This is a genomic window from Stutzerimonas sp. (assembly GCF_982611455.1).
Window position 1 is genome coordinate 74662 of the sequence record NZ_CEXBBO010000018.1, and the last position, 17943, is coordinate 92604.

Sequence of the window (17943 nt, forward strand, 5' to 3'; positions counted from 1 at the left end):
GGTCAGACTCCGGCGCCGTAGGTCTCGCGGTGAAGCATTACGGGCCTGCAACTATGCGAATAACCGCAGACACCTATGGCACATCAGGTAGCGCTCTGCAGCAGCATGTTACGCACGTGACCGATCGCCTTTGTCGGGTTCAACCCTTTCGGGCAAACGCTCACGCAGTTCATGATGCCGCGGCAGCGGAACACACTGAACGGATCGTCCAGCGCACTCAGACGGCTCTCGGTTTCGGTGTCGCGGCTGTCGGCCAGGAAGCGGTAGGCCTGAAGCAGCGCAGCTGGACCAAGGAACTTGTCCGGGTTCCACCAGAAGGACGGGCAGCTGGTCGAGCAGCAAGCGCAAAGAATGCACTCGTACAGACCGTCAAGCTTCTCGCGTTCTTCTGGGCTCTGGAGACGTTCGATAGCCGGAGCAGGCGTATCGTTCATCAAATAAGGACGAACCTTCTCGTACTGCTTATAGAAGATGCCCATATCCACAGCCAAGTCACGAATAACTGGCAAACCAGGCAGCGGACGGACCACTAGCTTGTCGCCCTTGACCACGGCAGACAGCGGGGTGATGCAGGCCAGACCATTCTTGCCGTTCATATTCATGCCATCGGAGCCACAGACTCCTTCGCGGCAGGAACGACGATAGGAGAAACCTTCATCCTGTTCTTTTACGAGCGCCAAAACGTCCAGAACCATCAGATCCTTACCATCGGTATTGATCTGGAAGTCTTGCATATATGGCTTTTCGTCTTTATCCGGATTGTAGCGATAAACGCTTACTTGCAACATATTGGCGACCTCAGTAAGTCCGGACCTTGGGTTCGAAAGTCGGAACTGTCTTCGGAGAGAAGTTCACGGCACGCTTGGCTACCCGCTTCTCACCTGGGAAGTACAAGGTGTGGCACAGCCAGTTCTCATCGTCACGCTCTTCGAAATCTTCACGGGCATGCGCGCCGCGGGACTCTTTGCGATTTTCTGCAGCGATAGCAGTTGCTTCAGCGACTTCAAGCAGGTTTTGCAGTTCCAGCGCTTCGATACGGGCGGTATTGAACGCCTGGCTCTTGTCAGAAATCTTGACGGTAGCGATGCGCTGACGCAGATCGGCAAGCTGAGCGATGCCCTTCTGCATGTATTCGCCCGTACGGAACACACCAAAGTAGTTCTGCATGCAGCTCTGCAGTTCTTTACGCAACGTCGCAACGTCTTCGCCCGCAGTGCGCTCGTTCAGCGAAGCCAGGCGGTTCAGCGCTACGTCCAGATCGGTTTCAGTAGCACCGCGATGCTCGATACCGTCCTTCAGAGCTTTTTCCAGATGCAGTCCGGCTGCGCGGCCGAACACGACCAGGTCGAGCAACGAATTACCGCCGAGACGGTTGGCGCCATGCACGGATACGCAAGCGACTTCGCCTACTGCGAAAAGCCCATCGATGATCTTGTCGTTGCCGTTGGCATCCTGGGTCATTGCCTGACCATGAATATTCGTGGCGATACCACCCATCATGTAGTGGCAGGTTGGCACCACAGGAACAGGAGCAGTCACCGGATCGACGTGAGCAAAAGTCTTCGACAGCTCACAAATGCCCGGCAGGCGGCTATGCAGCACTTCCTCACCCAGGTGATCGAGCTTCAGCATTACGTGATCGCCATCCGGTCCACAGCCGTTGCCGGCCAGGATTTCCTTGACCATCGAGCGCGCAACCACGTCACGACCAGCCAGGTCTTTCGCGTTCGGAGCGTAACGCTCCATGAAACGCTCACCGTGCTTGTTGATCAGGTAACCGCCTTCGCCGCGGCAGCCTTCGGTAACCAGCACGCCAGCACCTGCGATGCCTGTCGGATGGAACTGCCACATTTCGATGTCTTGAACCGGCACACCAGCACGCAGTGCCATGCCGATACCGTCACCAGTATTGATCAGGGCATTGGTAGTCGATGCGTAGATACGACCCGCACCGCCGGTAGCCAAAACCACAGCTTTGGAGCGGATATAAACGGTTTCGCCATTCTCGATGCAGATCGCAATGATGCCGACGATGGCGCCATCCTGATTCTTCACCAGATCGACGCCGTACCACTCATTAAGGAAGGAGGTACCGGCTTTCAGGTTGGCCTGATAAAGCGTGTGAAGCAGCGCGTGACCGGTACGGTCAGCAGCAGCGCAGGTACGAGCAGCCTGACCGCCCTTGCCATAATCCTTGGATTGGCCACCGAACGGACGCTGATAGATGCGGCCCTGTTCGGTACGAGAAAACGGCAGCCCCATGTGCTCCAGCTCGAAGACGGCCTCCGGGCCGACGGAACACATGTATTCGATAGCGTCCTGGTCGCCGATGTAATCGGAACCCTTGACGGTATCGTACATGTGCCAGCGCCAGTCATCGTTCGGGTCCGCAGACGCGATGGCACAGGTAATACCGCCTTGAGCGGAAACGGTATGCGAACGAGTAGGGAAAACCTTGGTCACTACAGCAGTTTTATGGCCACCCTGGGCCAGCTGCAGCGCAGCGCGCATGCCAGCGCCGCCGCCACCGATAATGATGGCGTCATAAGAAAGAGTACGAATGCTAGCCATGGATCAGATACCCCAAAGAATCTGCACACCCCAGACGAAGAACGTGAACATGGCTATGCCACACACCGCCTGGAAGAGGAAACGCACACCGGTAGCCCACTTACCGATCGCCATGCTGGTCAGGTAGTCAGTGGAAATCGTCCACATACCAACCCATGCATGAACACTCAGAGCAACCAGTGCCAGAAGACTGAAGATGCGCATCCAGTTAGTCGAAAACAGCTCATGCCATTGAGCGTATTCCAGCCCTGGATTGACAACTAGATATCCGATCAAGAAAAGGAAATAAGCCGCGAGAACCACTGCTGAGACGCGCTGAGCCATCCAATCATAGAGACCCGAACGCGAAAAGTTCGTGACGTTGGTTACCATATCCATACTCCCGCCAGAACGATCAGCACCGCCGAAACGGCTAGAACGATTTTCGAACCCAGCTTGCCGCCTTCCAGCGTCTCGCCATGCCCCGTGTCCATGATGAGGTGACGCACACCGGCCACCAGGTGATACAGCAATGCAGACAGCAGCACCCAGATCACCAGCTTGGCCAGCGGACTGCCGATGTACGCCTTCACCTCTTCGAAGCCTTCGGCAGAAGAAAGCGAGGCATCCAGCGCAAGCAGCAGAATGGCCACACCGACGAACAGAACCACGCCGGAGATACGGTGAAGGATCGACGTGTAGGCAGTGATTGGGAGTTTTATAGTCCTAAGATCTAGGTTTACAGGTCGTTGGCTTTTCACGGCTTTTTTTCACACTTGAGAGCCCCGAAGACCAGGGCAAAGTTGTTGGGAAGAGTACGCAGCGGTACCCGCCACCCACGAGTGACAACCCACAGGAAACTGCCTGTTAGGCCCCTGCCGGTCGGTTGCCGAGTATAAACAGTTAGGTCGCTAATGACAATGTGGTGAAGTGCCACTAAAGACGCATGGCGACCCCTATATAAATGCCGTAAACAGGCTATCTGTATTGCGAATTCACCCGTAAACCCCCTCTGCGACAGGGGGGCCGCGCAAATTGACTTTGTGATTTATCTCACTATAGTGATGCGGGCCCTGCGTGGGGGGCCATGATGATTCCAAGCATAAAACAGGAGGCCATACATGGCTGACAACAAAGCGCAGTTGATTATCGAGGGCACAGACGCCATCGAACTGCCCGTTTTAAGCGGTACCGTAGGGCCCGACGTAATCGACGTAAGAGGCCTGACCTCCACGGGTCGCTTCACCTTCGATCCCGGCTTCATGTCCACCGCCTCTTGCGAATCTAAGATCACCTATATCGACGGTGACCAGGGCGTTCTGCTGCATCGCGGTTACCCGATCGAACAACTGGCCGAAAAATCCGATTATCTGGAGACTTGCTACCTCCTACTGAACGGTGAACTGCCGACCGCCGAAGAAAAGGCGAAGTTCATCAGCACCGTGAAGAACCACACGATGGTTCACGAGCAGCTCAAGTCCTTTCTTAATGGTTTCCGTCGCGACGCACACCCGATGGCCATCATGTGCGGCGTAGTTGGCGCGCTTTCAGCCTTCTATCACGACTCGCTGGATATCAACGACCCGCACCATCGCGAAATTTCCGCGGTGCGCCTGGTCGCCAAGATGCCGACTCTGGCCGCCATGGTTTACAAGTACTCCATGGGTCAGCCGATGATGTATCCGCGCAACGACCTGAACTACGCTGAAAACTTCCTGCACATGATGTTCAACACACCATGTGAAGTGAAGCCGATCAGCCCCGTGCTGGCCAAGGCCATGGACCGCATCTTCATTCTGCACGCCGACCATGAGCAGAATGCCTCCACGTCCACGGTTCGCCTGGCCGGCTCAACCGGTGCCAACCCCTTCGCCTGTATCGCTGCAGGTATTGCGGCTCTCTGGGGCCCGGCACACGGCGGCGCGAACGAAGCCGTACTCACGATGCTCGACGAAATCGGCGATGTGTCGAACATTGACAAGTTCCTGGCCAAGGCCAAGGACAAGAACGATCCGTTCAAACTGATGGGCTTCGGCCATCGCGTCTACAAGAACTTCGATCCGCGCGCCAAGGTCATGAAGCAGACCTGCGACGAAGTGCTGAGCGAACTGGGCATCAACGATCCACAACTCGAGCTTGCGATGAAGCTGGAAGAGATCGCGCTGAACGATCCCTACTTCGCCGAACGCAACCTCTACCCGAACGTCGACTTTTACTCCGGCATCATCCTCAAGGCGATCGGTATCCCGACCAGCATGTTCACCGTGATCTTCGCCCTGGCGCGCACCGTCGGCTGGATCTCGCACTGGAAGGAAATGATCGCGATGGGCCAGAAGATCGGCCGTCCGCGTCAGCTGTACACCGGCCACCCCCAGCGCGACCTACCTCGCTGAGTCGTTAGCTGGTAATGAGAAAGGCTGCCCATGGGCAGCCTTTTTTGTGACTACAGCAACCGCCTGATAAGACCAACCGAAACCGGCAACCTCCGTAGGGCGGGTGAAACCCGCCGAAAACGCGGTTCGGTACAGCGCAGAGGCAATGTCAAATGCCAGGAACCCGTTAACCAGAAGGGCCAGCGGGCTGCACCCGCCCTAGGGCTGTGTCTTGTCAAACCAATCCAGACATCACGCGGTCGCCTGCTCCAACCAGCCGAGCAATCGAATCGCATCCTGTCGGCTATCGCCACAGACCACATGATCTGCCTGAAACGCGGCGCAAACAGCAGGCCGCTATGGATCGCCGAACAGCCCACACAGATTGCGCTCGGAAAGATGCAGGCAGCGCTCACCGGCCGACTTGCCGAAAGGCATGCCGGGAATCGGCGAACTGATCGATGGAGCAATACAACAGGCACCGCAACCGGGACGGCAATCCATTTCAATCATCCGAAATGAAAAAGACGGGGCGGCGATAATAATGGCTGCCCGAGCAAAAGGCACTAGCGCTACGAGGCGTACATCGGGGCACTTACGAGGCCATCAACGACCCAATAGGATCCACCATCTTCCAGAGTATTGCCTCATACCATCTGGCTTCAGACCGCCGCACTGCTCTCCCTCTCCAGCCTGTTCATGACCTTCGCCTGGTACGGCCATCTTAAGGCGCTTGCCTGATAGCCGCTCTGATCAGCTGGTGCGGTGCCGCCAACCGCATCGGCTGCACCGAACTGTCGATCGGGCGGCTTAAAATCATGCAGGAAATGATCACGCTCGCCAGCTTCTGGCCGCTCAGCGTGTTGTACATACAGCAGCCGCTGAAACTGGACTACCTATGGGCGGGGCTATGTCTGATGGGTGCGGTTTATTTTATCTTTCGGTCGTAAGCGTTATGAAGCTTCGGCTTCAGTGGTGCAGAACAGGCTCGCCGGCCACCTTCAGAGAGGTTAACGATTTTTGCAGACTTGGAGGGTAACGCTGGCATTGGACAGCAAGACACTAGGAAGATGACGCCATAAAGCAGCTTCGGCATACTGGCCCCCTTTCCGCCCCCTGAGAGGTTTCCGATGTTCAAGGTTAACGAGTATTTCGACGGCACCGTCAAATCCATTGCGTTCGATATGGCAACAGGCCCGGCCACCATTGGCGTCATGGCCCCGGGCGATTATGAGTTCGGCACCAATCAGCTAGAAGTGATGCACGTTGTTGCGGGCAGCCTGGACGTGAAACTGCCGGGAAGCGAGCGCTACGAGACCTTTGGTGCCGGCACTCAATTCACCGTACCAGCAAATAGCAAATTCCAGCTGACAGTAGCTGCAGATACTGCTTATCTTTGCGAGTACCGCTGAACGTAAAACGCACTGGTTGGCGCGATTACCAGACAGTGCGTTAGCGTTACAAAACGCCTGTGTTTTAGGGCTTTCAATCAGGCCTGGGTGCGATGCCGTCCCACCCTTCCTTGATTTCACCCAGCAGTTTCGCGACCTCATCCAGCTTGCTCACTTCATTGTGACGACTGGCTTCGAATAGTCGCATAGTCATGAACTCGTAAAGACGATCAAGATTCTCCGCCAACTCGCCGCCCGCCTGCTTGTCCAACACATCTCGCAGCCCGCCGATGATATTAACCGCCTTTCCGATCAGCGCTCCTTTCTCCGCATATGCGTCACGCTCCATTGCACCTCTGGCTTGGGCAATACGATCTAGGCCACCCTGCATTAGCATCTGAATCAATCGATGTGGATCAGCCTCGTTAACCTGGACCTTTACGCCAACCTGCTGGTACTGCCTCATTGCTGCCATAGCATTCATTTTGGATGAGCCCCTTGCCACATCAATTTGCATATCAATGTATCGGGCGATCGCTGAAAAACTTTATGGCTGCATCAACTTTTTGAACGAACAAAGCCGCCTAAATGGCGGCTTCGTTATGCGATGCGCATTATTTTGAATTGCTTGCCGCCCACGGAAGATTTTCCAGAGAAGCAATCAAGCTATTCGAGGTATTACTCAACTGGCCAACCAGCAAATCCATCGCATTGAATTGCTTGTAGAGACGCTCTTGCAGAGAAGTAATGCGCCGGTTGAGATCTTCCTTCTGCTTGTCGATGTTGGAAATGGTCTCGGTCATCGACTTGTTTCGCTGCTCAAGAATGCCGCCAGTTTCAGTGTATGGTTTGAGCTTTTCATCAAGCCGGGTCGCCAAGCCCTTCTCGCCAGCAAACAGGTTGGCCAACTCCTCGAAGCTGTTGCTGGTCAACTCGGCTAGCTTATCGCTGTCTACTTTGAGTGTGCCATCTCTTTGGGTTGTAATACCGATATCGCTGAGCGCACGGATATTACCCGAACCCCCAATTGTTACCAGTTCATTACGAATGGTGTTGAGCAAAGTCCGAGCAGTTGCATCTCCAACCAGCGCACCGGTTACCGGCGTTTTGCCATCGCCAACTGGGGTAACCTTCGTCTGGGCATTCACAACACCTATCAGCTTGTTATAAGCGTCGACGAAGGTTTGGATCTGTTTGGTAACGCCGGCTTCATCCAGTGTTACGCCAATTGTCAACGGCTTGCCAACCTCCGTAAGTCCTTTCAAGTCCAACGTAACCCCCTCAATGGCGGTATCGATCTTGTTGGTCTTGCTGATCACACTCAAACCATCAATGGTGAGCTCGGCGCTGCTGGCTTTAGTTATGACACCCGCCGAACCGTCATTACCCGGTGCTGCCGTTCCGCCAGCAAAAGCTAATTTGGACAGATCACCACTCGCTCCGCTCACCGAGACAGTAATGTCTTCGTTCTCACCTGTAGTTGAGCTGCTAAGCACCAACCGAGATCCAGAATTGTCAGTTACGATGGTTGCGCTCAGACCTTTCTCAGCGCCGGCCTTGTTAATGGCATCCCTAATACCGGCCAAGGTGTTGTTCCCCTCACCCACCGTGATCGCAGGCAGTGCAATGTCACCAATACTGACAGTGAGGGTTCCGCTACCGAGGGTTACCGGCGTTTCGGAGTCGTCAGCTATCGCCTGAAGCGCTACTTTGCTCCCAGCTGCAAGCTGACTGATTTCGACTTTATAGCTGCCGGCACCTGCCGATATCCCCGCCGTTACTGCAAGCAGGTCAGCATCAGAAGAGGTTGCCGCTCTGGCCTGAAACAGCTCGGGCTTGTTTAGCTTACCCAACGCTGTCTGAAACTCGCTGATGGCACTTTTCAGCGTGCCGATTGCCGTTATCCGCGTGGTGGTTTTGGACTCAAGCGTGCTGAGCTGCGACTCTTTTGGCGCGCGCTCCGCAGCCACCATACTGGCTACGATACTGTCGATATCGATTCCGGAACCGATGCCCGTTACGCCCGCCATAACCTTACCTCGTCAAGAAAACAACGTTGTAGAACAATCCGCTTGCCATTCAATATCCGTGCCGTTTAGGCCTTGGTCTCGAATAACAGGCTGCGCATCTCGTCGAGCCGTTCAGCCAAACGCAGAATTTCTTCTGACGGAATTTGCCGAACTATCTTGCCCGACTCACCGTCGACAACCTGAACGACAAGGTCTCCTGTCGAGTCGTCGACACTGAAACTCAAATCACGCTGCGCACTTTGCATCTGTGCGCGCAATTTTTCCACCGCCTCGCCGACAGCCTCCGGCCGCGCATCCAGATCCTCGCCAGGCGTAGCAAGCACCTGCCGATCAAACGACGAAAACCCAGGCTCCTTCGGAACGCTGGGTGCGGGACTGAACGGGGTCAACGCAGCTGCGATGCCTGTCATTTTTGCGACGTCCATGATTCACCTCGAATGAATCGATGGGGAAGTGACAAGCACTTCCCCATCCTTACGCCATGTTAGAGCCGCTTTTACTGCAGCAGGCTCAGCACTGCCTGCGGCAACTGCTTGGCCTGGGCCAGGATCGCAGTACCAGCCTGTTGCAGGATCTGATTCTTGCTAAGGTTGGCGGTTTCAGCAGCGAAGTCAGTGTCCTGAATACGACCGCGAGCGGCAGAGACGTTCTCGGAAATGTTCTGCAGGTTTCCGATAGTGTTCTCGAAGCGGTTCTGAACAGCACCGAGGTCAGCACGCTGTGAATCGATATCTCGAATGGCTTGGTCAATGACCATCACAGCCTCTTGAGACCCCTGTACCGTGCTTACGTCGATTGCCGACACTTTAGTTTCTGTTGCCGATGTTGCGGCCGTATAAGCACTACCAGCCGCCAGGCCCGTAGGTACACCACTGATAGACAATGCAGTCAGCGCGTTTGCAGATCCGTCAGTATCCAGACCAGAAACGATTTTGGTGTCTCCGCCTTCGGTTACAAAAGCACCCAAACCTACGTTTGCATCGTTGATTGCAGTTGCGATCTGCTGAGTTGCCTCGGCAGCAGTGGTGCCACTTGCGATGGTGGTGGTCACGGTGAAGTCTTCACCATTAACGGTTCCACTTACAGTAACGGTGCCTGAGGCGCTCGCGGTTCCGGTCGCTGCAGCAACGGAGCCCTCGAAAGACTTGCCTTTCAGGGAGTCAGTGCTCATTTCGTCAATCTTAACACTGATAGTTTCGTTGGCGGCGCTTCCCACTTGGAACGTGGTGGTATCGAAGCTGCCATCCAGCAATTTCTTACCACCAAACGTCGTGGTGTTCGAAATACGATCGAGTTCTTTCTTCAACTCGCTTACTTCAGAGTTCAGTGCTTTACGCTCGGAATCACTGTTGGAACCGTTGGCCGACTGCAGAGCCAAATCGCGCATACGCTGCAGCAAGTTAGTGGACTGCTGCAGCGCGCCTTCGGCCGTTTGAGCCATCGAAATGCCATCGTTGGAGTTCTTTACAGCAACGCCCAGTCCGTTAACCTGACTGGTGAGGCGGTTCGCGATCTGCAGACCGGCAGCATCGTCTTTCGCGCTGTTGATCCGGCTACCGGTCGACAGGCGCTGCATAGAAGTGGCCAGCGAGTTGGAAGAGTTGTTCAGGTTGCGCTGAGTATTCAGGGAAGCAACGTTGGTGTTAACGGTCAAAGCCATGATGTTTGTCCTCCATCGGACCTAGCTTGTTTTGCCTGGGTTGCGACCCTAGCCTGCAATGCTCAGGCAACCAGTGAGTTCGCATTCATCTCTTGTATCGGCGTTTCGTCTGGGACCTTTAGGGCTGCTCGTTTATTTTTTCGAAACTGCCCGCTCGTACCGATTCAAGAGTTTTGTACGGCCGGTAACCGGCCGAACTGGAATCTGTATCGACCAAGAGGTGAAGAACTTTACTAATGAGGAATATCACTGCGGCGGGCGATTACTGCCAGCAGATGGAGACGGCTGGCTTGGATAGCACGAGCTATCGACGCCGGGGCTTATGCTTTAGGAAGCCCGTCTGAACAAAAACACGCCAGCAAGCGAGCGGGCGGGAATGTCCGCTGGGGTGATTGAGCTCCGGGCTTTTGGCGAACGCACCCTATATTCGCCAAAAGCCCTTTCATTCGAATGTCCCGCCAAGGTTCAAATAAGACGCCGCGAGGGCTCACAAAAAAACCGTTTCGGAGTGACGTCAGTTATAAAATCGAATCATCGTCCCGTCCAAGCCGCGAGCCACTGATCCACTGCGTTCCCGGTCAATAACCAATCACGGCGAACCACCGTACGAAGCTCATCGCCGAGACGCTCGGTTGCCTCACGCTCGGCAATGTGACCGCGTATTGCGTCAACCCATTCGGAAAATCGATTTCTTACCCGCGTAACAGGCAGACCTCCACGGTACGGCTCGATATCGGTACACACCACTGGATAACCACAGGCGCCATACTCGAGTAGTTTCAGGTTGCTTTTGCACGCATTGAACATATTGTGTTCTAGCGGAGCGATGGCCAGATCCAAATCCAAGGCAGCCAGCGTGGAGGCGTAATGCTCAATGCTCACGCCTTGGTGCCATTCCTTAATGTAGGGGCGCAGCGACTCGGGACACATGCCGAAGAAAATCCAGTCAACCTCGCCCGCAAGCTCTTTGATGACATCCGCCACTATTGCCAGATCGCCGGCGTGACTTGAGCCCCCTGCCCAGCCGACTCTCATGCGGCCTTGACGGGTTCGCTTTCGCTCAAGATTCTCCCAGATATCAGCTGGAAGGCGATTCGGCATCACCAGAATGTCCGAGTGAAAACCACTGAACGCATCGGCCAACGGCTCGGTAGAAACAACGAATCGATCGACGAAGCCAAGCCCTTGACGAAGGGATCGAACGATATCCTTCGGCATTTGCGTACGGTGAATGCTCTTGACCGGGACGTTCGGCAAATAATCGTCAAGCTCATATACCTTGAATGCTCGCGAAAATGCCTGGATTCTTCGCATCGCCTCAACGCGCTCTGCTCCGATCTGACGCTGCAGGATTATCGCATCCGGCTCATATCGCTCCAGATCAGTGGGATGCATCAGGCCGATCGACATCGTTCCCTCAGCCTGCCCATTAGCCTGCATGGCTTGAAACGGGTAGATCATCCTGTAATGCCCGCAACCGAACATATCCCCAGGATGGAGCAATATTTTCGGCAATGGCTTCCAAGAAGAAGTCGGACGCCAGGAGAGCGCGTTATCGGCAAGCTTGAAACCACCGGGTTTTACCAGAGACAGGTTCCGGTTATACGCCGGGTCGCGTGCCAGGACAGGCAGCCAGCGACCGTAGAGCTCATCCTGTTCAGTCGTACTTAATGGCTCATCCGCACGATCTTTCATTACGCTGACATGCGGCGTCCAGACATTGAGATAACCAGCCTGTTGGGCTCTGAGACATAGATCAAGATCAGCCCAGTTTTTCGTGCTGTCCGATTCGTCCAACCCTCCCAGCTCAAGGAACTTCGCTCGCGCCATCATCAGGCAAGCGCCGCTGACAGCACTGTAGTTCTGGTCAACTTCAAGGCGATTCATGTAGCCCGATGCATCCAACTTTTCTCCCACGAACGGAGAGCAGGCGGGCCCTTGCAAACCAAGCACGATACCGGCGTGCTGAATCGCACCCGCCGGACTGACCATCTTGACACCTACGGCGCCTACTTCCGGCCTCTGGGCATGATTCAACATCGAGGTGAGCCAATCCTCCATGACGACCGCCGTATCCGCTGCAATGAAAAGCAGATAATCCCCTCGGGCTTGCTGAGCCGCATGGTTTTGCGACGCCCGCAGGCTTTGGGCTACGCATTCGTCCAGGACTCGTATGTTGGCTTCGCCCATCGCCTTCAGGCTATCCAGCCAAGCGACCATTTCATCGCCCTGCGCTTTTCTAGGAACAAGCAACAGCTCGTAGGGAACATCCCGGGTCATTTCCAAGATGCTTTCCATGCAGCGCTGAAACGCGGCCAGAGGTGCAAAAGCCGGAATAACGATCGAGACGCCTGGCGCTGTGGCATGCCCATATTGCAGCCGATAACGTCCTGGCAGGAACCGCACAACCTCGGCCTGCGCGTACCCTCTGGTCCCCAGATGTCTTTTGATAGCCCTCACTTCATCGTCGCTATGCTCTAGTTGCAGCACAGTCGTCATCAATAGTGGTTCGGACACATGACCAAGCCCGGCCAGGCCATCCTGCTCGATAAGGCGCAACACCAATTCGAACTCGATGGCACCTGGGTAGGCATGATCGAATCCGCCAGCAGCAATGAATACGTCACGTCGGAACAACCAGTGCCGGCCCATGCTGGCCGGAAAACTCAGAAGCAAATCGAGGTTGAAATCTGGTCGCAAGATAGGCAACAGCTCACCGTTCGGCGCCATCTGGATCTCGTCGGTATATATCGCACGGCTATCTGGCGCTGTGATGAGCTCCAGTGCGGCAATGAGCAGACCGCTTGCCGTGAAACGCTCGCCGGCTTGGACTAACAGGCACCAATCGCAATCCAACTCAGTAGCGGCCTGGTTAAGCGACGCCACATAGCTATCCTGGCTTACCTGAATCAACACATGGCCGGCAAACGCATCTCCGCCGAAATTACCAGTGGTCAGCACCCTTATTTCGAAGTTCCGATACCCTTGTTGCTCGTCACGCAGACTGCTCAGCGTCTGCGTGACAGACTCGACATCGCCTCGCAAATCAAGCACTAGCAAACCGATGCGTGGCCCGCCCTGATTGTTCTCGAGATGCTCCTCAATTAGCCGTCGCTGCAAAGGATCCGGCATACGCGCCGCGAGCCATCCCCGAACCACATCCCCCGGACTCCCGCTGGACACTTGTCCGAGCTGCGTCAGTTTGGCGGCACGCTGGCTTTTGACACGGGCGTCGTCTAGATCCGAATGTCGCGAGTAGAGCTCGCGGTACAGCGCTGGGTAATCCTTGAAAGCATGAAGGGAGCGGCGATCCGGCGCAGCGTCACCGACGCGCATGCGCACTTGTACGGTTTCCCGTTGCACATGATGGAAAGGTACCCTGGCCGCTAGTCGCAGCAGGAAATCCCAATCCTCCAACCCCGACAAGGTCTCATCGAATTCGCCGACCTCAGCAGCCACCGCACGTGGCCAAGCGAACGTATTAACTGGAATATAGTTGTCGACGAACAAGCGCTCACGTGAATAGCAGTCGTGCGGATACCGTTGCTCCTCCTGGAGGCTGTGGCGTACGCCGTTCTCGATTCTTTCAGCGACAAACAGCGCATCGCTGTAAACCACCTCGCCAGGGTGCGCCTGCAACGCATCAGCCAATGTTTGCAGATGGTCGGGCAGGAAGATGTCGTCGTCGTCCAGATACACCACGTAGCGTCCGCGAGCCACGCGATGTGCCGCGTTTCGCGCCGCTGCTGGCCCTCGATTGCGACCTTGACGAATGTAGGTGACGCAATAGGGGAAGCGCGCTAATAACGGCTCCACTTCCTCACCATGATCGTTGACCAGAATCGCTTCAAAATCGCGGAACTGCTGCTTCTCAAGGCTGGCCAGTGCATCCAACAAAAGTTGCGGGCGATTGAACGTCGTCAGCACGACGCTGAAGAATGGCTCGTAACGGCTGCCGGATAGGCGTTCAAGCTCCTTGATCCGCTCCTGATCGCCCACGCCCAGCGCCTGCGCGCGATAGGCGGCACGCAACGCCTGGGCCGGCTCGCCCAGCTCCTGATGGATCTGCGAAACCCGCCATAGCGCTGCACCCTGCCCCTGCGAATCGTCACTCAAGTCAGAGAAAAGCCGGCTGGGTGGGTAACGCTCAACCATGTCCTGCGCGACCTTGGCTTCGAACGCACGGGTCTTGGCGCTAGACAGACTTTCACCGTGCTGGCGCCAATGGCAGAGGATGTTATCTACCTTCTTGAAGCGGGCACTGTCGGCCAGCCGCGTCCACATCTGAAAATCATGGCAACGAACGAAGCCGACGTCGTAGCCACCGTAGCGCTGGTACAGCGATCGCCGCACAGCCGTGCCGGGGTTGGGTAGACAGTTACCACGGATCAACCGTGGCAACAGCGTCTCGCCGTAGAAATCCGGATATTCAGTACGCCAGAGCTTGTCGGGGCGGGTGTCGTCGAAAATTTCTAGATCGCCGTAATAGATATCGGCGTCCGGGCAGGCCTGCATGGTTCTACGCAACGCCGCCAGTGCACCCGGCGCTTGTCGGTCGTCGCTGTCGATCCAGACGATAAACTCGCCGCGTGCTGCATCGATGCCGGTGTTGCGCGCCGCTGCGCCGCCAGCGTGCTGATTGCGAAACAAACGCAGCCGTGGATCATCGATCTTGCCCACGATTTCCAAGGAGCGGTCTGTAGAGCCATCGTCGATTACGATCAGTTCAAGGTCTGCATCGCTTTGCGCCAGAACGGAGTCAATCGCCTCCTTCACGTAGCGCTCGCGGTTGTACATCGGCATGACCACGCTGAAGAACGGCGCCTTCGAGGACATTTTCGGCCTCGGCACACAAACAGTCGCTTCAGAACGCCCCCCTTGCGAGAGATGTTGCTGAATCAGCAACGCGAGACTGATGGCTTGCCGTTTGTGAGCATCTTGCCCCCATATGCCCAGCGTCACCGTTTTGTTGATCAGTCTTTGTTCAAGTGAAAGGGGCGTAAGCTCAACACTTGAGCCATCAAGGGCATCCACTTCAGCTCCCTGCGCTCGAAGCAACTCGTAAAGAGGGCTCGATGGATTCATGAAAACATGCGCGCCAGATAACAGGGCAGACGATATATTGCCCACCGCCTGCTGCCGAGCATGATTCATGAATACATAGCCACAGGAAGAGAGGGCTTCAAAGTATGACGCCCTATCCATATACCCCATCAGAGGCTGAAAAGCATCGCCGAAAAACTCGATTCCAGCATCAACGACATACTGCCGATAGTTCATATCTCCATAGCTGAGCGGTACTACAATACGCCGCCCCGAAGAACTTAGGTTTTCATGCAGAAAATTGAATACATCAAGGTGGTTATTCTCTGGAGACGCGCTGTTTCCTACTAAAATATCATTGCCTGAACAGGAGCCATTATCTTCGGCATGGCCGTAACCCCAAGGCCAAAATAATTTCGGCCGAAACCATGCATGATTCTGCTTGATGAGTTGGTATTCGGTATCCAGGCATGCGAAATAGTTGACCCTGTTAAGCAAGTCACGCAGAGCGTACGGAACCTCCCGTTTGCCTGCCATGCCCGGAAAACTCTCTCCGTAAAGTTCCGACAGCAATGAGCGGGTTGCCGGCTGGTAGCGCCCCTGCGGATAGGCATCGCTCAATAGAAGATCGTAGTAGTCATATCCCCAGCCAAGCCACACCACCAACTTATCAGAGGGTAGTTCTTTCAAAATCTCCAAGCAGTCTGCGGTGAGCGAGTGAAATATAACAGCGGCGCACTCCGCAGAACAAACTGCCGCGCGTGCCTCTGCTGAAGAAACAAACTCAACACCTGGATATTTTATATAGGAAAGTTGGCGTGGTGACCCGAGCACGAAAACTCGACTGGGCGCAGGCAGAAGGCTGAAATCATCCAACACCATGTCAATGAACTTATCATCCGGGGTAAAATGACAAACATATTTCGAGTTGGAATTCATAGCCACAGCCATTCTAAATTTTATGGGGAAACGGTCAGCTTATCGACAGCCTGCATAACGCGCTCAATGATATATTTCTGATGCTGATCTGTAAGCTCGTAGAAGATGGGCAAACGCACCAGTGACTCTGAAAAGCGGACACTGTTTGGAAGCACTCTATCCCCATGTAGCTTTCCATAGTAAGGGCTCAGGTGCAGTGGCTGATAATGGAAAACGGCGAGAATACCTTCCTGTTTCAAGACATCGATAAAGGCAGAGCGCATTTCCAGGTCAGGCATGAGCAAATAATACATATGCGCATTGTTACAGCCCCATGATGGGATCGTGGGAAGCCCGATGCCTCGCTGAGGAAACGAGGAGAAAGCAGTATTGTATCGCTGCCAAATAGCAATACGCCTGGCCTGAATCGCATCTATAACCTCAACCTGCGCATAAAGATAAGCAGCGATGATGTCCGAAGGCAGGTATGAAGACCCAACGTCCACCCAGTTATACTTATCTACCTCGCCACGAAAGAAGGCGCTTCTATTCGTTCCCTTTTCACGTATGACTTCGGCACGCCGGATATAACGCGCATCATTGATAGCAAGCATGCCACCCTCGCCCGAAATGACGTTCTTAGTCTCGTGAAAAGAGAAAGTTGCCAACGCACCAATGGTTCCCAGAGGCCGGCTATCAAAGGTCGCCTCAACGGCATGAGCGGCATCTTCGATTACGACGATGCCATGGCGCTCGGCAAGAGCCATGATGTTCTTCATATCGCAGGCAACGCCAGCATAATGCACGACGACAATAGCGCGCGTTCTAGCCGTTATTAGATGCTCGATTTCATCTGCGGATATGTTCGGATTGTCATCACAGGAATCGGCAAAAACCAGGCGGGCGCCATGCATAGAGAACGCATTGGCGGTTGATACAAAGGTGAAGGACGGCAGGATAACTTCATCCCCCTCCTTGATATCCAGCAGCAGTGCACACATTTCAAGCGCGTCGGTACAGGATGTCGTCAGCAGCGCCTTATTGATACCGTAACGTTCTTCGAAGAACGTATGGCAGCGGCGAGTGAACGAGCCGTCGCCTGCAATCTTCCCCGAGGCTACAGCCTCAGCGATGTAAACCAATTCCCGACCATGCAGATAAGGCTTATTGAAAGGGATCATTCTCTTGCGCCTCTTGAAGGAAGATCTGTTCCAGATCCAGCAAGCGCTGGCTTCTCTCCTTTATTCTTCGAGCGGGGTTTCCCAGATATACCCCCCATGGAGTGGTACTCTTGTTGACCAACGTCATGGCACCAATCGAGCAGCCTTCGGCGATATGTACGCCTGGAAAAATGATCGAGCCCGCCCCAACTATTACATGGCGATCCAAAGAAACCTCTGCCTTGAACTCGTTTTTATATTTTCCTGGCACGGTTGGATTAGTCAGGCTATGGCCCGAATAATCATCTGACTGAGAAAAAACTTGAACGAAATAAGCCAGGCCTGAAAAATCACCCAGCGTAATGCCTTTTTCGCCGCCAGCCACGAGGCAATGCGGTGCTATGTGAACATTGCGCCCGATTTTCACGACCCCCGAAACGACGCAGAAATCATCGATCCTGGAGCCATGGCCGATTTCTATCTGGTCGGCATTGTAAATACTGGCCCGTTCGCTAATTCGGACATTGCGCCCGACAGACTTGAATCCCAAAGCTCTGATTTGTTCTTCAGCAAGATATCCCATGTCAGCTCCGATAAGCCCTACTTGGACGCACATCCTGCTTCCTTTGTTGCGACTATGCGCTTAGCCGCTCTCAGTACAGCACTAAAGGAAGACGGTAGATTCAAACGATCAACTTAGCCATCCAACAGCCGGAATCCTCGGGATGCATTAGTGACCACGATGTCAGACAAAACAGCGTTTCCTAGGGATGGTCTGAAGTAGTTGTGTATTTCTGGCTGACTTCAGCCCCTGCCGAT

The 17943-nt window shown here is 54.8% G+C and carries 13 protein-coding genes and 2 pseudogenes; 3 read left to right on the forward strand and 12 right to left on the reverse strand.

Features of this window, described 5'->3' with window-relative positions:
- Positions 1–83: 83 nt before the first annotated feature.
- From AC2LD7_RS12670 to sdhC, 4 genes are read right to left on the reverse strand one after another with little or no spacing between them, the layout of a single operon-like run.
- Positions 84–788, reverse strand: a complete 705-nt coding sequence (locus AC2LD7_RS12670; RefSeq protein WP_484598092.1) for a succinate dehydrogenase iron-sulfur subunit — start codon at positions 786–788, stop codon at positions 84–86.
- 10 nt (positions 789–798) lie between these two features.
- Positions 799–2571, reverse strand: coding sequence for a succinate dehydrogenase flavoprotein subunit (gene sdhA / locus AC2LD7_RS12675; RefSeq protein WP_484598093.1), 1773 nt, complete (start codon positions 2569–2571; stop codon positions 799–801).
- 3 nt (positions 2572–2574) lie between these two features.
- Complete coding sequence (gene sdhD, locus AC2LD7_RS12680; protein ID WP_484598094.1) at positions 2575–2943, reverse strand: succinate dehydrogenase, hydrophobic membrane anchor protein; 369 nt, start codon at positions 2941–2943, stop codon at positions 2575–2577.
- Entirely contained in the window at positions 2937–3311 is a 375-nt protein-coding gene (sdhC, locus tag AC2LD7_RS12685; RefSeq protein WP_484598095.1) for a succinate dehydrogenase, cytochrome b556 subunit, read from the reverse strand. The genes sdhD and sdhC overlap by 7 nt, the downstream gene beginning before the upstream one ends.
- Before the next feature lie 360 nt (positions 3312–3671).
- Between sdhC and gltA the strand changes: the two genes are divergently transcribed.
- Positions 3672–4943, forward strand: a complete 1272-nt coding sequence (gltA, locus tag AC2LD7_RS12690; RefSeq protein ID WP_484598096.1) for a citrate synthase — start codon at positions 3672–3674, stop codon at positions 4941–4943.
- A gap of 231 nt (positions 4944–5174) precedes the next feature.
- Here gltA and AC2LD7_RS12695 read toward each other — a convergent pair.
- Positions 5175–5426 (reverse strand): annotated as a pseudogene (locus tag AC2LD7_RS12695) (YkgJ family cysteine cluster protein).
- 150 nt (positions 5427–5576) lie between these two features.
- On the opposite strand from AC2LD7_RS12695, the pseudogene AC2LD7_RS12700 reads away from it, so the two are divergent.
- Together AC2LD7_RS12700 and ppnP are read left to right on the forward strand one after the other, a co-directional pair.
- Positions 5577–5872: pseudogene (locus AC2LD7_RS12700) on the forward strand (DMT family protein).
- A 180-nt stretch (positions 5873–6052) separates the two neighbouring features.
- Positions 6053–6334, forward strand: a complete 282-nt coding sequence (gene ppnP, locus AC2LD7_RS12705; RefSeq protein WP_484598097.1) for a pyrimidine/purine nucleoside phosphorylase — start codon at positions 6053–6055, stop codon at positions 6332–6334.
- Positions 6335–6407: 73 nt separating this feature from the next.
- On the opposite strand, the gene fliS is transcribed toward ppnP, so the two are convergent.
- The 7 genes from fliS to AC2LD7_RS12740 form a co-directional block, all read right to left on the reverse strand.
- Positions 6408–6797, reverse strand: coding sequence for a flagellar export chaperone FliS (gene fliS / locus AC2LD7_RS12710; RefSeq protein WP_484598104.1), 390 nt, complete (start codon positions 6795–6797; stop codon positions 6408–6410).
- A gap of 130 nt (positions 6798–6927) precedes the next feature.
- The gene (fliD, locus tag AC2LD7_RS12715; protein WP_484598098.1) at positions 6928–8343 is read right to left on the reverse strand and encodes a flagellar filament capping protein FliD; all 1416 of its coding nucleotides are present in this window, start codon (positions 8341–8343) and stop codon (positions 6928–6930) included.
- Between the two features lie 65 nt (positions 8344–8408).
- A complete protein-coding gene (locus tag AC2LD7_RS12720) occupies positions 8409–8768 on the reverse strand; it encodes a flagellar protein FlaG (RefSeq protein ID WP_484598099.1) in 360 nt (119 codons plus the stop codon).
- 71 nt (positions 8769–8839) lie between these two features.
- A complete protein-coding gene (locus AC2LD7_RS12725; protein WP_484598100.1) occupies positions 8840–10003 on the reverse strand; it encodes a flagellin in 1164 nt (387 codons plus the stop codon).
- A 531-nt stretch (positions 10004–10534) separates the two neighbouring features.
- Complete coding sequence (locus tag AC2LD7_RS12730; protein WP_484598101.1) at positions 10535–15985, reverse strand: TDP-N-acetylfucosamine:lipid II N-acetylfucosaminyltransferase family protein; 5451 nt, start codon at positions 15983–15985, stop codon at positions 10535–10537.
- 20 nt (positions 15986–16005) lie between these two features.
- Complete coding sequence (gene rffA, locus AC2LD7_RS12735) at positions 16006–17145, reverse strand: dTDP-4-amino-4,6-dideoxygalactose transaminase (RefSeq protein WP_484598102.1); 1140 nt, start codon at positions 17143–17145, stop codon at positions 16006–16008.
- Positions 17129–17707, reverse strand: coding sequence for an acyltransferase (locus AC2LD7_RS12740; protein ID WP_484598103.1), 579 nt, complete (start codon positions 17705–17707; stop codon positions 17129–17131). The genes rffA and AC2LD7_RS12740 overlap by 17 nt, the downstream gene beginning before the upstream one ends.
- Positions 17708–17943: the final 236 nt, after the last annotated feature.